Here is a 17453-nt window from a genome sequence, read left to right as displayed (position 1 = left end):
CCGGCGTTGCTGCCGTGGCCTCCGCCGTTGCTTTCGTGGCTGGAGGGACAGGTCTGGCCGGCTCCGGGAATCCGGGCCGGCCAGTCGGGGAATCGGGGTGGGTGAGGTCAGTCGTCGCTGCCGTGGCCTCGACCCCGGCTGTCGTCGTCGTGCTTGTCGTCGCTGCCGTGGCCCCGGTGGTCGTCGCCGCCTCGGCCTCGGCTGTCGTCGCTGCCGTGACCTCGGGTGTCGTCGTTGGACCTGGTGGAATGGGCTCGGTCGTCGTCGGTGCGGTGGCGGGTCACCTTGCCTGTGGCGGCGTCCACGTCGATGTCGTGTTCGATGCCGTTGCGGATCACGTCCACGTCCCAGACCAGGCGGCCGTGTTCGGTTTCGCGTTCGATGGACTCGATGCGGCCTCCACCCGCCGCCCTCAAGGCGATCGTCTTCGCCTGGCCCGCGGTGATGCGGATGGGGGCGGCCGACGTGGCCGACGAACTCGGGGACGCCGTGACCGAATCGTCCGGGGACGAACTGGACGAGGACGAGTGGGACGGGGACGGGCTGCTGGAATCCTCCGGCGACGCGGAGAAGGAGCCGTCCGGGGAGGAGTCGTCCGAGAAGGAGTCGTCCGAGAAGGAGTCGTTCGAGAAGGAGTCGTCCGAGAACGAGTTCTCCGGGGACGCGGACGAGGAGTCGTCGGGGCCGAACGTGTCGTCAGTGCCGGGGGTGAACGTGTCGTCGGCGGACGGGCTGGGGGACGCGGCTGTGCGGGGGCGGCTGTCGTCCGCGTTGGCCAGTGCGGTTCCAGCGAAACCCAGCACCGTGAGTGCGCCCGCCGCCAGCATCACGGCTCCGGTCGTCCTGGTGACCTTCATGTCGTACTCCCTGTCGAATGGGGGGTCGTTCTGACAGGGATCACTTTCTCGGGAAGATCACTATGGGCACGCTGTGCGAACGTTAAGGCCCGGCTAAGGGGGTCTGGTGCGACGAAGCCTGCTTCTTCTGGTGGTTCTGGCGCTCGGTGCGTGTTCCATTCCGGCGCCGTTGAAGTATCAGCCGGGTCCGGACAACCGGCCTGAACCGCCCGAACCGACGGCAGCCACGTCGGCGTCGGTGTCGGCTTCGGCGTCGGGCGCGGTTGCGGTGCCGGAATGTGTGCGGGGCTCCCGGATCACCGTCGGGGACGGGTCGGCGGCCATGGGGCTGCGTGCGGTGGGGATCGAGTTGCACAACTGCGGGACTGCCGCGTTCGACGTCGAGGGCTATCCGGTGCTCGAGGTGCTCGGTCCGGATCGCCAGGCGTTGGACGTACGGACGCTGCATGGTGTTGACGAAGTCAGCCCGATCGACCAGTGGATGGTGGCTCCGGAGCGGGTCACCGTGCGGCCCGGGAAATCGGCGCGGGCGCTGCTGGTGTGGCGCAATCTGACCACCGACAAGGCGGTGACCGGCGCGTTCGTGAGTGTCGCGGTGGGGGACGGGCAACCGGCGCAGGTGCGGGAGCTGTCGGTCGACGTCGGCAGCACCGGCCGGGTCGCGGTGAGCCCGTGGGTCGCCGGAGGGTCGGCGCCGTGACTTCCACGAGTCGGCGTCGGGACGGGCGCGGTGGCAGGATGGCCGCGTGATCTCTCCGGTTGAACCCTGGTCGCGTCCCGCACATCGGCCCACCGGGCGGGAGGCCGCGGTCATGCTCGTCGCCTTCACCGGTGGGGAGGTGTTGACCGGAATGGATCTCACCGGGGCGGTTCCGGCCGCGGCTCCGGTGGGCGCGCTCGACGTGCGGCTGCATCACTGGGCGGACAATCCCGGGTGGATCGACGGGTGGCGGACCGGGCCGTTGCGGGCCCTGGCCGAGAGGGAGCTGCCGGACGCGACGGTGCTGGACGCGGCCACCAGCTGCTACACGATCCAGCTGACCGTCGCCGACCCGTCGGATCTGACCCATCTGCAGCTGGCGTGGGCGGTCGCGGCGGAGGTGTGCCGGGCCGGAGCGGTCGCGGTGCTCGACGCGTACGCGCATGACTGGTATCCGGCGCCGAAGGTCGCCGAGCTGGATCCGCACCGGCCGTTCACGGTGATGCGGGAGATCAGTGTGGTCGCCGAGGCCGATCCGGTGCCCGGGTTCGGGCATCCGGTGCACACCCGGGGGATGGCCAAGTTCGGGCGACCGGATCTGATCACCGGGATCGCGGCCGAGCAGGTCGGTGAGGCGGCCGGCGTTCTGAACCAGCTGGCGAGCCGGCTCGCCGAAGGCCACGTCCTGGCGCCGGGGCAGCAGATCCGGGTCGGCCGGACCCGGACGCTGACCGTGGAGCCCTACGTGCCGGGGGACCGGGTGCCCGACGTCGGGCTGATCGCCGACGGCTTACTGCTCGCCGAGGTCTGACCTGGTCCACAGGGTGACGTCGCTGGTGGTGGCGACGACCAGGGTGGCACCGGACGGCGAGAAACCGGCGGCGCGCAGCTCGGTGACCTCGGCGTGGAAGACGTGCCACCAGGCGTTGCCGGTCCAGGGGTGGTCATCGGCGGAGAGCAGCACCCGGTCGCTCGGCCAGTCGGGGCTCACCACCTTTACCGCCCAGCCGTCGCGCGTTCGCCGGTGCAGGCCGCCGCCGAGCAGCCCCGCCATCCGGACCCGGGCGCCGGCGATCGGGCCGATCCCGGGACAGGTCAGATCCTCGTCGTCGGGCCAGCCCACGTCCTCCTCGTCGTCACGGGCCGGCCGGTCGCCGGTGACCGTGTCGATCAGGCTCAGGCCGCTGTGGGACGCCACCAGCAGCAGGTCACGGCCGGTCACCGGATCGGCGGCGAAGCCGACCCCGATCAGGCCGCCGGTTCGGAACACACCACGGCCCGCCGGGCGCCACGGCGCGGGGGCGGGAACCAGGGGCGCGGACCGGAAACGGTCGACAGGATTCACGGACACGGCCCGGATTAAATCAGTGTCGGTACGGTCCGGTCATCCGATATGAACAGTCGGTGAGTGAAGACGAGCTGCCTGGCGGCAACACCTCCGGCGCGGTCCGGATCACCGGGGTCGTCCACAAACCGGCGTCACCGTGGACCCCGGCCGTGCACGCGCTGCTGCGGCATCTGGCGCGCGCCGGGTTCGAGGGTGCGCCACAGGCGCTCGGGTTCGACGAGCAGGGCCGCGAGAAGCTGACATATCTGCCCGGTGATGTCATCGGCGGTCGGGTGCCGTGGCCCGGCTGGGTGTTCGCCGACTCGACACTCGTGCAGGTGGGGGAGTGGCTGCGGCGGCTGCACGATCTGACCGCCGACTTCCGGCCGCCCGGTGCGGAGATCTGGTTCGCCGGCGCGTCGATGCGGCCCGGGCTGGTGATCGGGCATCAGGACGCGGCGCCGTACAACGCGGTGATGGACGGGGACCGGCTGGCCGGATTCTTCGACTGGGACACCGCCGGGCCGTCGACGCGGGAGGTCGATCTGGCGTTCGCGGCCCTGTCCTGGGTGCCGCTGTATGCCGCGGGCGCGTCCCGGCAACTCGGCTTCCCGGACGATCGGTTCCGCCGGTTGCACCTGTTCCTGGACTCCTACGGCTACCAGGGGGATCGCGCCGCCTTCGGCACGGTGGTGGTGGGACGGGCCCGGCGCCAGGCCGCGATGATCCGGGACATGGCCGCCACCGGCGATCCGGCCGGGACAGCGCTGCTGCCGGTGGCCGCGAACCTCGAACAGTCCGCCACCGAGACCGAAGCCCTGCCCGCCGACTTCTGGAGGCTGCCGTGATCGCGCCCGTGTCTACCGGCCTCTGGCGGCTGTCGTGACCGCGATCGTCGAGGCGCCGTTCCGGCAGGCGCGCAACTCGGCCGCGTTCTGGGCGGCCACCGGGCGTTCGCGGGGGCACGAGGTGATCGCGGGGTCCGGGTTCCTGGCCGTCGCCGGGGATCAGCGGGCCGGCCTGCGGGTCCTGATCCAGGATCCGGCGGTCGCCGTGGATCAGATCGGCGACCTGGTTCGCGGTGCTCCAGGACCGATCAACATCGAGGACCCTTTCGGTACGTCGGACCTGACCCACCTGGACCTACGCCACTGGCAGATGCCGGTGATGCTGCGGGATCCCGCCCCGGTGGCCCATCCGGCGATGGAGGTCGTCCGGGTGCACGGCGGTGCGGCCACGCCTGATGGTGCGCCTGTGCCCGGCGGCGCGTCCGTGCCTGGGGGCGCTGATCTTCGCGCCGCTGAGCGTGCGGTTATCGCCGGATTCGAGATGAGCCGGTTCGAGCCTTATCGGGCGGGTGAGGTGTTTCCGGCCGCTCTGTTGGAAGAGCCGGGCGTGGATGTCTTCGTCGCCCGGCTCGACGGTGTGGTCGCGGGCGCCTGCGTGACGGTGGTGGACGCGGGAATCGGTAGTCACTACTGGGTGGCCACTCCGCCGGAGTTCCGGTCCCGGGGTGTCGGGCGGGCGCTCATGCTCGGATCCCTCGCGCACCTCGCCGGGATCCCGGTCACCCTGACCGCGTCGAAGTTGGGGCGGCCGCTCTACGAGTCGCTGGGTTTCACCGCCGTGGCGATGTCCACCTGGTGGGCGTCACGCTGAGCGCGGCTTGCCCACGGGGCATTGCAGAGCTGCCAGGCTTCCAGCGCTGCGAGGTTCCAGGACTGCCAGGTTTCTAGAGCTGCGGGCTGCGAGGTTTCAGGGCTTTCAGGGCTGCGGGCTGCGAGGTTTCAGGGCCTCCAGGGCTCAGGGCTGCCAGGTGTAGCGGATGTCGGGGGACCTCTCCTCGTTGCCGGAGCCGTCGGTGGTTTCGGCGACGGTGAAGCCGTGGCGTTCGTAGAAGCGCTGGGCCGCGGTGTTGGAGACGAAGGTCCACAGTTGGAGGCCGGCGGGGCTGCGGGTCTTGGCCAACTCGACGAGTTGTGAGCCCAGGCCCCGGCCGGTGGCTTCGGGGACGACGTAGAGCTGGTCGATCCAGTCACCGTCGATCACCATGACCGCGGACGGTTCGCCGGCCGGGTCGGCGGCCAGCCAGACCTCTCGGGTGGGGACGACCACTGCGGCCACCCATTCGCGGACCTCGTGGTCCGGGTGGACGCCCGGCGGGATCGCGTCGCCCGCCCCGACCCGGCCTCGGAGGAGCACGTCAGCGACCGTGCGGGCATCGTCGGGACCGGCTCGGCGGATCGTGGCGCTCATGCCCAGCATGATCGCCAAGCCACCCCGAGACGCGCAACCGGATAAACAGGACGCGCAACCCGCTAACAGAGAGCCAGCGGGTCGGCAGTCCGCGTCGCGTGACCGGATAAGAGAGCCGGCGGTTGGCTGCCTGAGTCGTGCCACTGGTCAACAGCGAGCCGGCGGCTGGCGGGGGCTGAGATTCGTTACCGGTCAACCGGTGACCATCGCATCCGGCCCGGCGGTCGCTGGGTCGGTCCGGTGTGCCGCCTACCTCGCGTTGCCGACCACGAGCACATGGTCGGCTCGTAAAAAAAACGGCATTTGAAGTTGAGGTTTTGAAAGCACCGCTGACCGCGAGAGGAAAGCACCGCCGACCGCGAGAGGAAAGCGGCGCGCACCGCGAAGAAAGCGGCGCGGTGGAGGGGTGGATCAGGTGTTGCCCCAGGCTTCGAATTCGTAGATTCGGGCGGCCGGGTCTCCGTTCTGGGTTGGGGTGGTGATGGACAGGCGGGCGTAGCGGGCTGTCGTCGTGACCGGGTGGGTGGTGGTGGCTGCTGTGTTGCCGACTGTGGTGACCACCGTCTGCCAGGGATCGGTCGTGGAATTTCGGACTGCGATCGCGAAATCCCGGGTGTTCCAGGCGGCGTTTTCGCCCCCGACAGCTGCGTGTTTCACCACGAACTCGGTCAACGGCTGCGATGTGCCCAGATCGACCTCCAGCCACTTCGCCGAACCCAGTGAGCACCACTTGTCGGTGACACTGCCGTTGACCGCCTTCGCCGCGCCCTCCGCCGTGGCGCACTGGGAGTCCGCGGTGGCCGGGCGGTTGAGCGCCAGATTCGCCGGGATCGGCTCGTCGCTCCAGGTCAGTTCGGTGCTGACCGGGGTGGACCGGCCGCCTTCGGTGCCGACCGCCTCCACCTCGACGATCGTGCTGGTCTCCGTCCCGGATCGGTCCAGCCGGGGGACGAACCAGGCGTCGTTGGGGGTGCCGCCCAGATGAGTGCGGGTGCCGTCCGGATTGCGGCGGAACACGTCGTAATGATGCACCGGGCTGTCCGAAGCTTTCCACGTCAGGCGCAGCGTCTTGCGGGTGGTGGACACGTCAGTTGCGCCGAGAACGGTCAGGTCCGACGCCGGAGCGACCCGGTCGACCGTGCCGTCGTACAGGGCGATCCGGCCGACCCGGATGTCGTAACCGGCGACCGTCGCGGGGGCCTGCGCACTGACCCCGAGCTGCGCGACCGTTCGTCCGGCGTACCCGGAGAGGTCGATCGTCCGGGTCTCCCAGCCGGTGCCGGTGGTGTCGCCGAGAGCGAGATGGTGGAACGTCGCCGGGTCGTCGGTGAACGACACGGCGGCGGAAAGATGTGTGGGGCCGGATGCCGGATTCTTGACCACGACCGACAGTTTCGTGTCAGCCGCTACCGGGAGCCGGGTTTGGTAGAGGCGCACGGTGTTGGCCGCGTCCAGCCGCCCAGTGAGCCGCAGCGAGCTGCCGCCCTCGTAGGCGTCGGTGAAGTCGATCGCGGGCGTCAGCCTGGTGCCGGTGGACTGGACGATCCAGCGGTAGGTGGGCGGCACGTCCTGCAGTGACAGGTTGTTCCAGCCGCTGGTGCCGGACGGTGCGCCGCCGATCGTGTAGAAGTCGCCGTGCCCGGCGTTGAAGCTGGTCACGAACGGTTTCGCGGTGATCGGGCTGGACTCCGCGACGTAATTGGCAAGGCCTTTCCAACCGGACGTGGTGGTGGTGTTCGACGGGTCCGCGTTGGCGCCCACCCAGTAGCGGGCGTCCCGGGTGTGGAAGTCGGCGCGTGACGTCGACGACTTCCACGTCCATTCGGGCCGGTAGAGGCCCAGCCCGGTGACGTGCGGCTGACCGTCCGGGAAGACCGAACTCCACGGCACCGACGTGTTGTAGCCGTTGGCCTCGGTGTCGATGCCGGCGTAGAGGTCGAACTCGCTGCGGCCGAGCGCGCGGGCGTTGGTCCGGGAGGCGGTCTGCTTGGCGGCGCTCCAGCCGAAGTCGAGGAACATCGCATCGGACACCCGGGCCGGACCGTCCTGCAGGAACGCGTCGTTGGCCGAGGTCAGGCCGTCCTGCCAGGACACCGGGCCGCTCTCGGTCATCGCGTCGTACCACATGAATCCGATGGGACCGAGCGAACGGGCATAGGTCATCGTGTTGCGGACCTCGGTGGCCAGCGCCGTGTCGCCGCCGCCGGTTTCCTGGTTGATGAACCAGCCGTCGAAGCCGTAGTGCTCCGCGACCCGCACCAGCTTGTCGGCGACCGGGTAGGTGGTGCCGGATTTCTGGACGAAGTCGCGGACCCACTGGATCTGACCGCCGTACGCGGCCGGCGGGAAGAACACCGTGCCGTAGACCTTCACCCCGTTGCGGTGCGCGGCGTCGATGACCGTCGGGTTCGGCGCCAGGATCAGGCCCTCACTGGCCGAACCACCCCAGAAGACCAGGGTGTCGATGTACTGCCAGTAGCCGAACGCGTAGTAGTTCGGGTCGAGGGCGCCCTGCGACGGGTTGCCGGAGGTCGGGGCGAACGAGACCAGGGACGCGATCCGGCCCTCACCGGAGCGGGCGTTCGGGTTCGCCTTCAGCGCGGGGTCCGAGACGCGGGTGGCGAGCGGAACCCGGGAGCGGTTGTGGCGGGCGTCCGGGTCGGTGGCCGGATCCCAGTTCAGGAGGCTGTTCGGATGCCAGAACGAGGCGTACGGCTGGGGGCCGGTGTTGCTCGGGGCGGCCTGTGCGGGTGACGGGACGACGAGCGCCAGGGTGGCGGCGAGGGCGATGGCCAGCAGTCTCTTCATCGAAGATCAAGATAGAAAAGACTTATACGTTGGTCAATGTCTCGTCCCCGCGGGGGCACATCAGTGTCCCGGACTCGCGACCGAGATGCACCGTTTTCGGCGACTCTTTACAATTCCCCGAATTGTTTCGATTACCTTCCGTCTCGAAGGGCGGGAAACGGTCCCGTCCGACGAGGGGAGACCGCCATGAGCACGGCAGCTTTCGCGCCCAGCGGCATGAACATGAACATGGGCACGGGCGATCCGATGATGGGCCAGCCGATGATGATGCCCATGATGCATCCGCAGATGATGATGCCGATGATGCACCCGCACATGATGCACATGATGCAGATGCAGCACATGCAGCAGATGATGATGCGCCATATGCAGCAGTGTCACCCCGGGATGATGTACGGGATGGGCATGCCGATGATGCAGCAGTCCATGTGAACGTCGAGGCGATGCGACAGCCGGCGGCGGCGAGCATCCAGCTCTGCTACCGCTGGCTAGAGGCGGCCGCGCCGATCCTGCCCCAGGCCGCGGCCCTGGCGCCGGGGCTGGTCACCGCTGTCCAGCAGTACACGGCACACCAGTACGCCGCCTCCCTGAACCAGACGGCCGCGGTCTTCCACGCGGTTCAGCACCTGCGCTCGACCGTGCCCGGCCTGCCGGCCCTGTGAAAAAGCCGGCGTTGTAAGTGGAGTAGACATGACCGAACATCCGGCCGCCGTCCCGGTCGGCTCCCGGCGCGAGCGTTACCTGGTGGCGCCGCTAGGGGTGCCCGCGGAGACCTTCTTCGGCCGGCTGGCCGAGGACCCGGGCGCCACCGTGCACCGGGTCGTCTCGTCGATGCCGGCGTTCGCGGTGGTGGAGATGGACGCCGACCGGGCCGCGATGCTCACCGTCGCCGGGACCGCGCACGTCGAGCCGGATCAGCCGCTGCGCTACGCGTCCCCGGCCACCGACCCGGCGCTGATCCCGCCGGGTGAGGTGGCCCGGCTGGCGTTCCTGGTCACCGGCAGTGACGGCCGCCCGCTGTCCGGGGCCGAGATCTACCTGATGAACGACGCGCTCCCGCTGCGCGGCGTGACCCGGGCCGGTGGCCGGGTGGTGATCGACGTCCCGGCCGGGATGCTGCCGCTGGAGGGTATGCACGTCAAACCCCGGCACAGCTACTGGGCGGTCTGGCACGGCCGGCCGTCGCTGCGCGCGGACGCCCCGAACCTGGTGGTCTGCCCGCCCCTGGCGGAGACGGAGCGCCCGCTGGACGGCTGGGCCCGCCGGGCGATGCGGTTCGACGCGCTGCCGCCGACGTTCCGGGGCGACGGGATCCGGGTCGCGATCGTCGACTCCGGCGCCTCGGCCGAGCACCCCGACCTGGCCGGCCGGGTCGCCGGGGACCGGGACTGCTGGGAGGACCGGGTCGGTCACGGCACCCACGCGGCGGGCATCGTCGCCGGGGTGGTCCCGGAGGCGCTGCTGCACTCCTGCCGGGTCTTCCCGGGCGGCTGGTCCAGCGACCTGATCGAGGCGATCGACCACTGCATCGCCGAGCAGATCGACGTGATCAACCTGAGTCTGGGCAGCCCGCAGTTCTCACCGCTGGTCACCGGCCGGATCGAGCAGGCCCGGCAGGCCGGGATCGCGGTCGTCGCGGCGGCCGGCAGTTCGGCCGGCCCGGTGTGCTTCCCGGCCTCGCTTCCCGGGGTGCTGGCCGTCGCCGCGATCGGCAAGCTGGGCGAATTCCCGCCGGAGAGCCACCACACCACCCGGGTGTACGGGTCACCGACGGCCGACGGCTACTTCTCGGCCTCGTTCACCTGCCACGGGCCGGAGATCGACGTGTGCGCGCCGGGAGTGGCGATCGTCTCGTCGGTGCCCCCGTCGCACTACGCGGCCTGGGACGGCACCTCGTTCGCGGCCCCCTGGGTGAGCGGGCTCGCCGCCCTCCTGCTGGCCCATCACCCGGACTTCCGCGGGCGGTGCACGGTCCGCGACGCCGCCCGGGTGGATCGGCTGTTCGAGCTGATCAAGGGCAGTTGCCGGGCGCTGGGCGACAGGCACCGGACCGGGGCCGGGCTGCCGGACGCGGTGGCCGCCCTCGGACTGCGGCAGCCCGCCGATCCGTGGCGGGAACCCGCTCCGCAGGGGGTGTCCATGGACACGTTGCGGGTGGCGATGCGCTCGGCGGGACTGTTACCCGGGATCCGGTGAGTCCCACCGGCTGTTAGGCTCGCCTAACCTCACGTAGGGGCGGGTGGAGATGGCGCAACCGGAAACGCTGGCGGAGTTGCTCAACGGACGGCGGGCCGCGGTCGACGCCTCGCTGCCCGCGGTCGGATTCGCGGCCGGGTGGCTCGGCTTCGGGCAGTCGATCTGGGCCGGGGCGATCGCGGCGGTGATCACCGCGATCGGGCTCTCGGTGTGGCGGCTGCGCAAGGGCGACAAACCACGAGCGGTGCTGATCGGGCTCTTCGTCGTCTGCGTCGCGGCGCTGATCGCCCTCTACACCGGCAACGCCAACGACTTCTTCCTGTTGCAGCTGCTCAGCAATGGTGCCAGTGTGCTCGCCTGGGTGATCAGCATCGTGATCCGGTGGCCGCTGCTCGGCATCGTGGTCGGCACCGTCCTCGGGCAGCGCACCAGGTGGCGGCGCGATCCGGTGCTGCTCAAGGCGTACTCCCGCGGCAGTTGGGTCTGGGTCGCCCAGTATGTGATCCGGGTCGCCGTGTTCCTGCCGCTCTATCAGGCCGGGATGACCGCGGCGCTGGCCGGCGCGCGCGTGGCGCTGTCCGGGCCGCTGGTCGCCGCCTGTCTGGCGGTGAGCTGGTGGGTGATCCGCCGCAACCTGCCGGCGGACCACCCCGGGCTACGTCATCCGGTCGTCGACGAGCCGGCGCCGTCGGATCAGAAAGCCGCTTCGTAAAGGTCGCGCAGGCCGAACCCGTCGGTCGGGCCGGTGTAACCGCAGATCAGCACCCGGCCCTCCGCGGCGGCGACCAGGTAGCTCTTGCCGACCGCGAACTTCTCGTTGGCCTCCGAGTGGTCGGCGGACTGTTCGACCTGGACGGTGGTGGCCGGGTCGCCGCGGAACACCTTGGTCACGTCGAGGGTGACGACGTCGTTCTCGACCTTGCCGACCGTACCTTCGAAGGCGAAGTCCGAGATCTCGGACAGGCGGTCCGCGGTGGGCTCGATGCATTTCGCGGCGGCGCCGTTCGCGGTGAGCGTGACCGTCTTGTCGGTGAGGTCGGTCCTCCCGGTCGAGTCGGGCCGCTCAGTGGCGATCGCGGTGGGCACCTCGACCGGGGCCGGCCTCGTCATCGCCCACGCCGTGCCGCCGGCGAGCAGCACGAGAGCGGCGGCGACGGGCAGCGCCCACCGGCGGGTGTGGTTGCGGGACATGACTTCCTCCGTGAGCTGCCGAACCTGGTCCGGAGCGGCCGGTGGGAGCGATGCCGCCGGGTCCGCGTGGCGCAGTCGCTCCCGCAGATCGTCGTCGTCGTTCACGACCGTCTCCTCTCTGTCGGCTGCTCATGTCCGGCGCGGTCGCCGTTCTTTCGGTTTTTCTCCAACGCGTCGCGAAGTTTCTGCTTCGCCCGGTGCAGACGGATCGAGGCGGCGTTCGCGGTGATCCCCATGACCGTCGCGATCTGGGCGGGCGGCAGATCCTCCCAGGCCCACAGGCGCAGGATCTCGGCGTCCTTGACGGTCAGTTCCTTCATGGCTTGCGTGAGATCGTCGTCTTCTGTCTCCGGGCCGTCGACCGTTTGCTCCGGGCCGTCGACCGTTTGCGACGGCGGCGGGTCCAGCCGGGCGAGCCGGGACAGCAGGCGGAACTGGCGGCGGTACCCGCGTTCGGCGTTCGCCAGACAGTTCCTCGCCACGCCGTACGCCCAGGGGAGGTGCTCCTCCGGTATCTCGTCCAGGCGCCGCCAGCAGACCAGGAGAGTCTCCGACAGCACGTCGTCGGCGGTCGCCGGATCGGTGCGCCGGGCCAGATAGCGGCGCACGGCATCGATCACCTCCGGGGCGAGTCTCTCGAACCGCGTACGACGCGTGTCCACGTTCACATGATCCACTTTCGTACATGTCCGGCAGGCGTACGGTTCTTTCAGGATTTCGTGAATTCGTGTCCCGATTCTGCCCAGGAGGCTGACTGTGCGGACCGCGTACCGGACATGCCCGCTCTGCGAGGCCGCCTGCGGCCTGGAACTGACCGTCGACGGCGAGCGGGTGACCGCCGCCCGCGGCGACCGTGACCACGTCTTCAGTCACGGCTTCGTCTGCCCCAAAGGCGCCACGTTCGGGCAGCTCAGTGACGATCCGGATCGGCTCCGGCGGCCACTGGTGAAGGGTGTCGAGGTGGGCTGGGAGGAGGCCTTCCGGGCGGTTCGTGACGGGCTCCGGCCGGTCGTCGAGCGGTACGGGCCGGACGCGGTCGCGCTCTATCTCGGCAATCCGAACGCGCACACCATGTCCGGTGGGCTCTACGTTCCGCCGTTGATCCGGGCGCTCGGTAGCCAGAACGTGTACTCGGCGAGCACCGTCGATCAGATGCCCAAGCATGTTTCTTGCGGCTACCTGTTCGGTAATCCCAACGTGATCCCGGTTCCTGACCTGGATCGGACCGATTTCCTGCTGATTCTCGGTGCCAACCCGTGGGAGTCCAACGGGAGTCTGGCCACCGCGGCCGACTTTCCGGGGCGGCTCAAGGCGTTGCGGCGCCGGGGTGGGAAGTTCGTGGTGGTGGATCCGCGGCGGACACGGACGGCCGAGGCCGCGACCGACTACATCCTGATATTTCCGGGCACGGATGCCCTGCTGTTGTTCGCGATCGTCCACACGCTGTTCGCCGAGGGGCTGACCGATTTAGGGGATATTTCCGGACACGTGCTCGGCGTCGACGCGGTGCGCGCGCTGGCCGCGGACTTCCCGCCGTCGATCGCCGCCGACATCTGCGGCATTCCGGAAGATCGAATCCGGACACTGGCTCGAGAACTCGCCACCGCCCCAACCGCCGCCGTCTACGGCCGCATCGGCACCTGCACGGTCGAGTTCGGCACCCTGACGAGCTGGCTGGTCGACGTGGTCAACATCCTGACCGGCAACCTGGACCGCCCCGGCGGCGTGATGTTCCCCCTGGCCGCGCACACGTCCGGCGCGGCCCGCCCCGGTAGGGGGTTCCGCACCGGCCGCTGGCACAGCCGGGTCCGCGGCCTGCCCGAGATCAAGGGCGAACTGCCTGTCGCGACTCTGGCCGACGAGATCGAGACCCCCGGCGACGGCCAGGTCAGAGCCTTGATCACGGTGGCCGGGAACCCGGTGCTGTCCACTCCGAACAGTGGCCGCCTGGACCGTGCGCTGTCCGGCCTGGACTTCATGGTCAGCGTCGACCCGTACCTGAACGAGACCACCCGGCACGCCGACGTGGTGCTGCCGCCGACCGACTCGGTGCGCAAGGGCCACTACGACTTCGCGTTCCTGACCCTGTCGGTGCGCAACTTCGCGGCGTACTCCCCGCCGGTCCTGCCGCCCGAACCCGGCGTCCCCGACGAATGCGATCTGCTGGCCCGGCTCTCCCTGATCCTTTCCGGTCAGCCGGACGATGATCCCGCGCTGTTCCACGATCATCTGCTGCGGCAGGCGCTGAAACGGGCCCCGGACCTCGACCCGGCCGACGTGACAGGCGACCGCCCGGCCGAACGGCTGCTCGACGTGGCCCTGCGGACCGGCGCCTACGGACTGTCACTGCGGCAGCTGCTGGACGCCCCGCACGGCATCGACCTCGGTCCATTGCAGCCGCGGATCCCGGGCGTCCTGCGCACCGCCTCCGGCAAGGTCGAACTCTGCGCGCCGCCACTGGCCGCCGAGGCCGCCCGGCTGCTGGCGTCGCTGGGCCGCCGCCGCGACGACATGGTGCTGATCGGCCGCCGCCACCTGCGCTCCAACAACAGCTGGATGCACAACGTCCCGGCCCTGGTCAAAGGCCGATCGCGCTGCACGCTGCAGGTCAACCCGGCGGACGCGGCCCGGCTGGCGCTCGCCGACGGCAGCAGCGCCGAAGTCACCTCGCGGGCCGGCACGCTCACCGCCACGGTCGAGGTGACCGGCGCGGTGATGCCCGGCGTCGCCAGCCTGCCGCACGGCTGGGGCCACGACCTGCCCGGCGTCCGCCTGTCGGTCGCCGCCACCGCACCGGGCGTCAACTCGAACATCCTCACCGACGAACTGGTGATCGACCCGCTGTCCGGCAACAGCGTCCTCAACGGCATTCCGATCACGATCAAACCCCTCTGACTCCGGTACGCCGAACACCTCCCACAACCGCACCGGCACGTCACGTTCCGTCATCGCGAGGTGGGCGGTCCGCCCGGACCGCCCGGCGACCGCCGGGCGGAGAGCGCCCGTCACCGGCTCGCCGGCTCAGCGGCTCAGCGGCTCGCCGGCTCACCGGTGAGCCGGTGATGAGTTCCGGTGACAGCCGCCGTCATACCTGACGAAAGAACACGACGGGCGGAGGATGACATGGTGGGCGTGGAACTGACGGACACGGACTTCTCGGCGCTGGCCGAACAGCACCGGCGGGAGCTGCACGTGCACTGCTACCGGATGCTCGGCTCGTTCGAGGACGCCGAGGACACCGTGCAGGAGACGTTCCTGCGGGCGTGGCGCCGCCGGGAGACGTTCGAGGGCCGGTCGACGTTCCGGGCCTGGCTGTACCGGATCGCCACCAACGCCTGCCTGGACCTGCTGGCCAAGGTGCGCCCGGAACCGGCCGTCGGAGGCGAGGTCCAGTGGCTGCAGCCGTACCCCGACCGGCTGTTGGACGAACAGCCGGAGGCCCTGGCCATCGCGCGGGAGACGATCGAGCTGGCGTACGTGGTGGCGGTCCAGCACCTGGCCCCGCGCCCGAGGGCTGTGCTGATCCTCCGCGATCTGCTGGGTTGGCCGGCGAAAGATGTGGCCGACCTGCTGGGCGACTCGGTCAATTCGGTGAACAGCGCACTGCAGAGGGCCCGGGCCGGCATGCGAGAACACCTGCCCACCGACCGCCAGAACTGGCCGACCACAGACCCGGCCTCCACCACCGGCTCAGGTTCGGCTCCCACCGCAACCGTCACCGGCTCGGGCCCCACCGCAACCGGATCGGGCCCGACCGCCGCCGGCTCAGGCCTCAACGCCGCCGGCTCAGGCCTCAACGCCGCCGGCTCGGGCCCCACTGCGGCCGGCCCGACCGCCGCTACCGGCTCGGATGCCACCGTCGGGTCGGCCTCTGCCGCCGCAGGCTCGGGTGCCACCGGGTTGGGTGGCACCGGGCTGAGTGCGCTCGACCCCGCCACGCGCGACCTGGTGCGCCGCTTTACCGACGCCAGCGTGGCCACCGACATCCCGGCCCTGACCGCGTTGCTCCGCCACGACGTGCGCGCGTCGATGCCACCCACCCCGGGCCTGCACATCGGCCGGGACAACGTGGTGAAGAACTGGATCGACGACGGTTTCGAGGGCATGACCGGCCTACAGGCGATCCCCACCTCGGTGAACAGGCAGCCGGCCGTGGCGTTCTACCACTGGCGCGAGACGGAAGGCGCATACCTGCCGCTGACGCTGGACGTCCTGCGCATCACCGCCGGCAAGATCACCGAGATCCACACCTTCCACAGCGACAGATTCGCAGGCCTCGACCTCCCGGCCCGCCTCCCCGCATAACTCTCGACGGCAAAACGGCTGCGGCCATCAGTTCCGCAGCCGTTCCCGCATGGACTCCAGGAGGCAAAAACATGACAGCCGACACCGGGATCCCGCGCAATCGTCCTTCAGGCGGAGACGGAATGGCCACCCACAGCGAGATCCTGCGCAATTGTCCTTCAGAGGGAGACGGCACGGCCGCTGGCACCGAGATTCTGCGTAATCGTCCTTCAAGGGGAGGCGGAATGACCGCCGACGCCGAGATTCTGCGCAATTGTCCTTTTCGTGAATTGGTCGGCACCGGCCTGATCGCCACCGTTGCGGCGACGGCGGCCACCACATTCGCCGCCGTTCTTGCCCGGGCGGGAGGCGTAACCTTCACGATCCCGGAAGGCGGCGAGACGATCCCGGCGTCCGGGATCGCAGTGGTCACCGCCTTCTTTTCCATCATAGGCGTGCTGATCGCCGCGGCGTTCCGCCGATGGAGCCATCGCTCCGCCCGCCACTTCGCGACAACGACGACAGCGCTGACCGCAATCTCACTGCTCCCACCATTCCTGGTCGGAGCGGCTCCCACCACGGTAATCGCCTTACTGATTCTGCACCTGATCCCCGCAGCGATGATGATCCCTACATTGACGCGGACCTTGCGTCCCCGAAAACCCGTTCCGACCACAAATTTCGAGCCCGGCAAACCCTGATCAGAAACGCCACACCCGGTGCCCGAAAAGAAATACCTCGCCCGGCCCCGGCCGCCTCGCCTTTCGGTCGCCAGTGACGGGCCGCCTCGCCGTCCGGTCGGCGGTGACGGGTCGCCTCACTGTCCGGTCGGCGGTGATGGGTCGCCTCACTGTCCGGTCGGCGGTGATGGGTCGCCTCGCCGTCCGGTCGGCAGTGGGGGGCTGCCTCGCCGTCCGGTCGGCGATGACGGGCCGCATCGGCCCGGCGGTCGCCGGGCGGTCCGGGCGGGGCGCCTGCCTGGCGGGACGCGGCGTGACAGGGTGGTGCGTTTGTTTAGGTGAACGGCGTACCAGAAAGAGGTCGGGTTCAGATCCACCCCATCCGCTGGGCCTGGTGGATGGCGGTCAACCTGTTGGCGGCGCCCAGCTTGGTGATCGCGTTGGAGAGGCAGTTGCGGACCGTTCCCTCGCTCAGGTGCAACCGGGCGGCGATGTCGGCGACCGAGGCGCCGGAAGCGGCCAGGGTCAGGGTGTCGCGTTCCCGGTCGGTGAGTGGGCTCTCGCCGGCCATCATGGCGGAGGCGGCCAGTTCCGGGTCGAGGTACCGGCCGCCAGTGTGGATCTTGCGGATGGCGGCGGCGAGTTCGGCGCTGGAGGAGTCCTTCGGGATGAAGCCGCGGACTCCGGCGGCGATCGCCCGGCGCAGGTAGCCGGGCCGGGCGAACGTGCTCAGGATCAACATGGCGTGACCGGGCAGCTGCTCGGCCACGGACAGGCCGTCCAGTCCGGGCATCTCGATGTCCAGCACGATCACGTCCGGCCGATGCGCCTGGACCGCCGCCACCACCTCGTCGCCGCGACCGCACTGCGCGACCACGGTCAGGTCCTCCTCGAACTCCAGCATCATCGCCAGAGCCTCCCGGATCAGATGCTGATCATCGGCCAGCAGGACACGGATGGTGGCCGGTTCAGTCATGGCACAGCCTCGGGCTCGGGAGAAACGGGGGATGAGGAAGCCGCAGCGGGCCCGGCGGACCCACCGCGCCCGCCCGATGCGGGAGAAGCACCCGGCCCGAGAAATGCGGTCTGCCCGGGGGATGCGGTCTGCCCGGGGAACGCGGTCGGCCCGGGGAACGCGGTCGGCCCAGGAGAAA

At 70.0% G+C, this 17453-nt stretch carries 19 protein-coding genes; 12 read left to right on the top strand and 7 right to left on the bottom strand.

Going from position 1 to position 17453, the window contains the following annotated elements:
* Positions 1–107: 107 nt before the first annotated feature.
* Positions 108–416 carry a PepSY domain-containing protein gene (locus tag Aco03nite_RS13480; protein WP_203795395.1) on the bottom strand — a complete coding sequence of 103 codons (309 nt, stop codon included), beginning with the start codon at positions 414–416 and terminating at the stop codon, positions 108–110.
* Between Aco03nite_RS13480 and Aco03nite_RS13475 the strand changes: the two genes are divergently transcribed.
* The 3 genes from Aco03nite_RS13475 to Aco03nite_RS13465 all read left to right on the top strand — a co-directional run bounded on the left by Aco03nite_RS13475 (position 391) and on the right by Aco03nite_RS13465 (position 2368).
* A complete protein-coding gene (locus Aco03nite_RS13475) occupies positions 391–891 on the top strand; it encodes a hypothetical protein (protein ID WP_203795394.1) in 501 nt (166 codons plus the stop codon). The genes Aco03nite_RS13480 and Aco03nite_RS13475 overlap by 26 nt on opposite strands.
* A 72-nt stretch (positions 892–963) precedes the next feature.
* Positions 964–1557: a DUF4232 domain-containing protein gene (locus tag Aco03nite_RS13470; protein WP_203795393.1), complete on the top strand. Its 594-nt coding sequence runs from the start codon at positions 964–966 to the stop codon at positions 1555–1557.
* A 46-nt stretch (positions 1558–1603) separates the two neighbouring features.
* Positions 1604–2368, top strand: a complete 765-nt coding sequence (locus Aco03nite_RS13465; protein ID WP_203795392.1) for a hypothetical protein — start codon at positions 1604–1606, stop codon at positions 2366–2368.
* Here the strand turns inward: Aco03nite_RS13465 and Aco03nite_RS13460 are convergent.
* A complete protein-coding gene (locus Aco03nite_RS13460) occupies positions 2348–2908 on the bottom strand; it encodes a hypothetical protein (protein WP_239145124.1) in 561 nt (186 codons plus the stop codon). The genes Aco03nite_RS13465 and Aco03nite_RS13460 overlap by 21 nt on opposite strands.
* A gap of 53 nt (positions 2909–2961) precedes the next feature.
* Here Aco03nite_RS13460 and Aco03nite_RS13455 point away from each other — a divergent pair, with 53 nt between their 5' ends.
* Positions 2962–3732 carry a phosphotransferase gene (locus Aco03nite_RS13455; RefSeq protein WP_203795391.1) on the top strand — a complete coding sequence of 257 codons (771 nt, stop codon included), beginning with the start codon at positions 2962–2964 and terminating at the stop codon, positions 3730–3732.
* Between the two features lie 34 nt (positions 3733–3766).
* Complete coding sequence (locus Aco03nite_RS13450) at positions 3767–4543, top strand: GNAT family N-acetyltransferase (RefSeq protein WP_203795390.1); 777 nt, start codon at positions 3767–3769, stop codon at positions 4541–4543.
* Between the two features lie 144 nt (positions 4544–4687).
* Here the strand turns inward: Aco03nite_RS13450 and Aco03nite_RS13445 are convergent, their stop codons facing one another.
* Positions 4688–5140: a GNAT family N-acetyltransferase gene (locus Aco03nite_RS13445; RefSeq protein WP_203795389.1), complete on the bottom strand. Its 453-nt coding sequence runs from the start codon at positions 5138–5140 to the stop codon at positions 4688–4690.
* 411 nt (positions 5141–5551) lie between these two features.
* Entirely contained in the window at positions 5552–7948 is a 2397-nt protein-coding gene (locus Aco03nite_RS13440) for an endo-beta-N-acetylglucosaminidase (protein WP_203795388.1), read from the bottom strand.
* Between the two features lie 186 nt (positions 7949–8134).
* Between Aco03nite_RS13440 and Aco03nite_RS13435 the strand changes: the two genes are divergently transcribed.
* From Aco03nite_RS13435 to Aco03nite_RS13420, 4 genes are read left to right on the top strand one after another with little or no spacing between them, the layout of a single operon-like run.
* Positions 8135–8380, top strand: a complete 246-nt coding sequence (locus tag Aco03nite_RS13435; protein WP_203795387.1) for a hypothetical protein — start codon at positions 8135–8137, stop codon at positions 8378–8380.
* Positions 8381–8391: 11 nt separating this feature from the next.
* The gene (locus Aco03nite_RS13430) at positions 8392–8610 is read left to right on the top strand and encodes a hypothetical protein (protein ID WP_203795386.1); all 219 of its coding nucleotides are present in this window, start codon (positions 8392–8394) and stop codon (positions 8608–8610) included.
* Between the two features lie 28 nt (positions 8611–8638).
* Entirely contained in the window at positions 8639–10144 is a 1506-nt protein-coding gene (locus Aco03nite_RS13425) for a S8 family serine peptidase (RefSeq protein ID WP_203795385.1), read from the top strand.
* 49 nt (positions 10145–10193) lie between these two features.
* Complete coding sequence (locus Aco03nite_RS13420; RefSeq protein ID WP_203795384.1) at positions 10194–10856, top strand: DUF3159 domain-containing protein; 663 nt, start codon at positions 10194–10196, stop codon at positions 10854–10856.
* Here the strand turns inward: Aco03nite_RS13420 and Aco03nite_RS13415 are convergent.
* A complete protein-coding gene (locus Aco03nite_RS13415; RefSeq protein ID WP_203795383.1) occupies positions 10838–11440 on the bottom strand; it encodes a hypothetical protein in 603 nt (200 codons plus the stop codon). The genes Aco03nite_RS13420 and Aco03nite_RS13415 overlap by 19 nt on opposite strands.
* Complete coding sequence (locus tag Aco03nite_RS13410) at positions 11437–11997, bottom strand: RNA polymerase sigma factor (protein WP_239145123.1); 561 nt, start codon at positions 11995–11997, stop codon at positions 11437–11439. The genes Aco03nite_RS13415 and Aco03nite_RS13410 overlap by 4 nt, the downstream gene beginning before the upstream one ends.
* 94 nt (positions 11998–12091) lie before the next feature.
* On the opposite strand from Aco03nite_RS13410, the gene Aco03nite_RS13405 reads away from it, so the two are divergent.
* From Aco03nite_RS13405 to Aco03nite_RS13395, 3 genes are all read left to right on the top strand, one after another.
* Entirely contained in the window at positions 12092–14230 is a 2139-nt protein-coding gene (locus tag Aco03nite_RS13405; RefSeq protein WP_203795381.1) for a molybdopterin-dependent oxidoreductase, read from the top strand.
* 228 nt (positions 14231–14458) lie between these two features.
* Complete coding sequence (locus tag Aco03nite_RS54540; protein ID WP_307837638.1) at positions 14459–15640, top strand: sigma-70 family RNA polymerase sigma factor; 1182 nt, start codon at positions 14459–14461, stop codon at positions 15638–15640.
* A gap of 71 nt (positions 15641–15711) precedes the next feature.
* Positions 15712–16320 (top strand): DUF6069 family protein, encoded by a 609-nt coding sequence (locus Aco03nite_RS13395; RefSeq protein WP_239145122.1) that lies wholly within the window; start codon positions 15712–15714, stop codon positions 16318–16320.
* 346 nt (positions 16321–16666) lie between these two features.
* On the opposite strand, the gene Aco03nite_RS13390 is transcribed toward Aco03nite_RS13395, so the two are convergent.
* Complete coding sequence (locus Aco03nite_RS13390) at positions 16667–17275, bottom strand: response regulator transcription factor (protein WP_203795380.1); 609 nt, start codon at positions 17273–17275, stop codon at positions 16667–16669.
* Positions 17276–17453: the final 178 nt, after the last annotated feature.

It is taken from the genome of Actinoplanes couchii (assembly GCF_016862075.1).
Lineage (GTDB): Bacteria > Actinomycetota > Actinomycetes > Mycobacteriales > Micromonosporaceae > Actinoplanes > Actinoplanes couchii.
Note: the sequence above shows the minus strand (reverse complement) of the source record. Positions and strands in the feature narration are given on the sequence as shown.

What these genes read in the sequence shown, in the direction of transcription:
- Aco03nite_RS13435 (WP_203795387.1), top strand. Translation starts at nt 8,135, where the DNA reads ATGAGCACGGCAGCTTTCGCGCCCAGCGGCATGAACATGAACATGGGC.
- Aco03nite_RS13445 (WP_203795389.1), bottom strand. Translation starts at nt 5,140, where the DNA reads ATGAGCGCCACGATCCGCCGAGCCGGTCCCGACGATGCCCGCACGGTC.
- Aco03nite_RS13475 (WP_203795394.1), top strand. Translation starts at nt 391, where the DNA reads ATGCGGCCTCCACCCGCCGCCCTCAAGGCGATCGTCTTCGCCTGGCCC.
- Aco03nite_RS13390 (WP_203795380.1), bottom strand. Translation starts at nt 17,275, where the DNA reads ATGACTGAACCGGCCACCATCCGTGTCCTGCTGGCCGATGATCAGCAT.
- Aco03nite_RS13430 (WP_203795386.1), top strand. Translation starts at nt 8,392, where the DNA reads ATGCGACAGCCGGCGGCGGCGAGCATCCAGCTCTGCTACCGCTGGCTA.
- Aco03nite_RS13420 (WP_203795384.1), top strand. Translation starts at nt 10,194, where the DNA reads ATGGCGCAACCGGAAACGCTGGCGGAGTTGCTCAACGGACGGCGGGCC.
- Aco03nite_RS13425 (WP_203795385.1), top strand. Translation starts at nt 8,639, where the DNA reads ATGACCGAACATCCGGCCGCCGTCCCGGTCGGCTCCCGGCGCGAGCGT.
- Aco03nite_RS13440 (WP_203795388.1), bottom strand. Translation starts at nt 7,948, where the DNA reads ATGAAGAGACTGCTGGCCATCGCCCTCGCCGCCACCCTGGCGCTCGTC.
- Aco03nite_RS54540 (WP_307837638.1), top strand. Translation starts at nt 14,459, where the DNA reads ATGGTGGGCGTGGAACTGACGGACACGGACTTCTCGGCGCTGGCCGAA.
- Aco03nite_RS13395 (WP_239145122.1), top strand. Translation starts at nt 15,712, where the DNA reads ATGACAGCCGACACCGGGATCCCGCGCAATCGTCCTTCAGGCGGAGAC.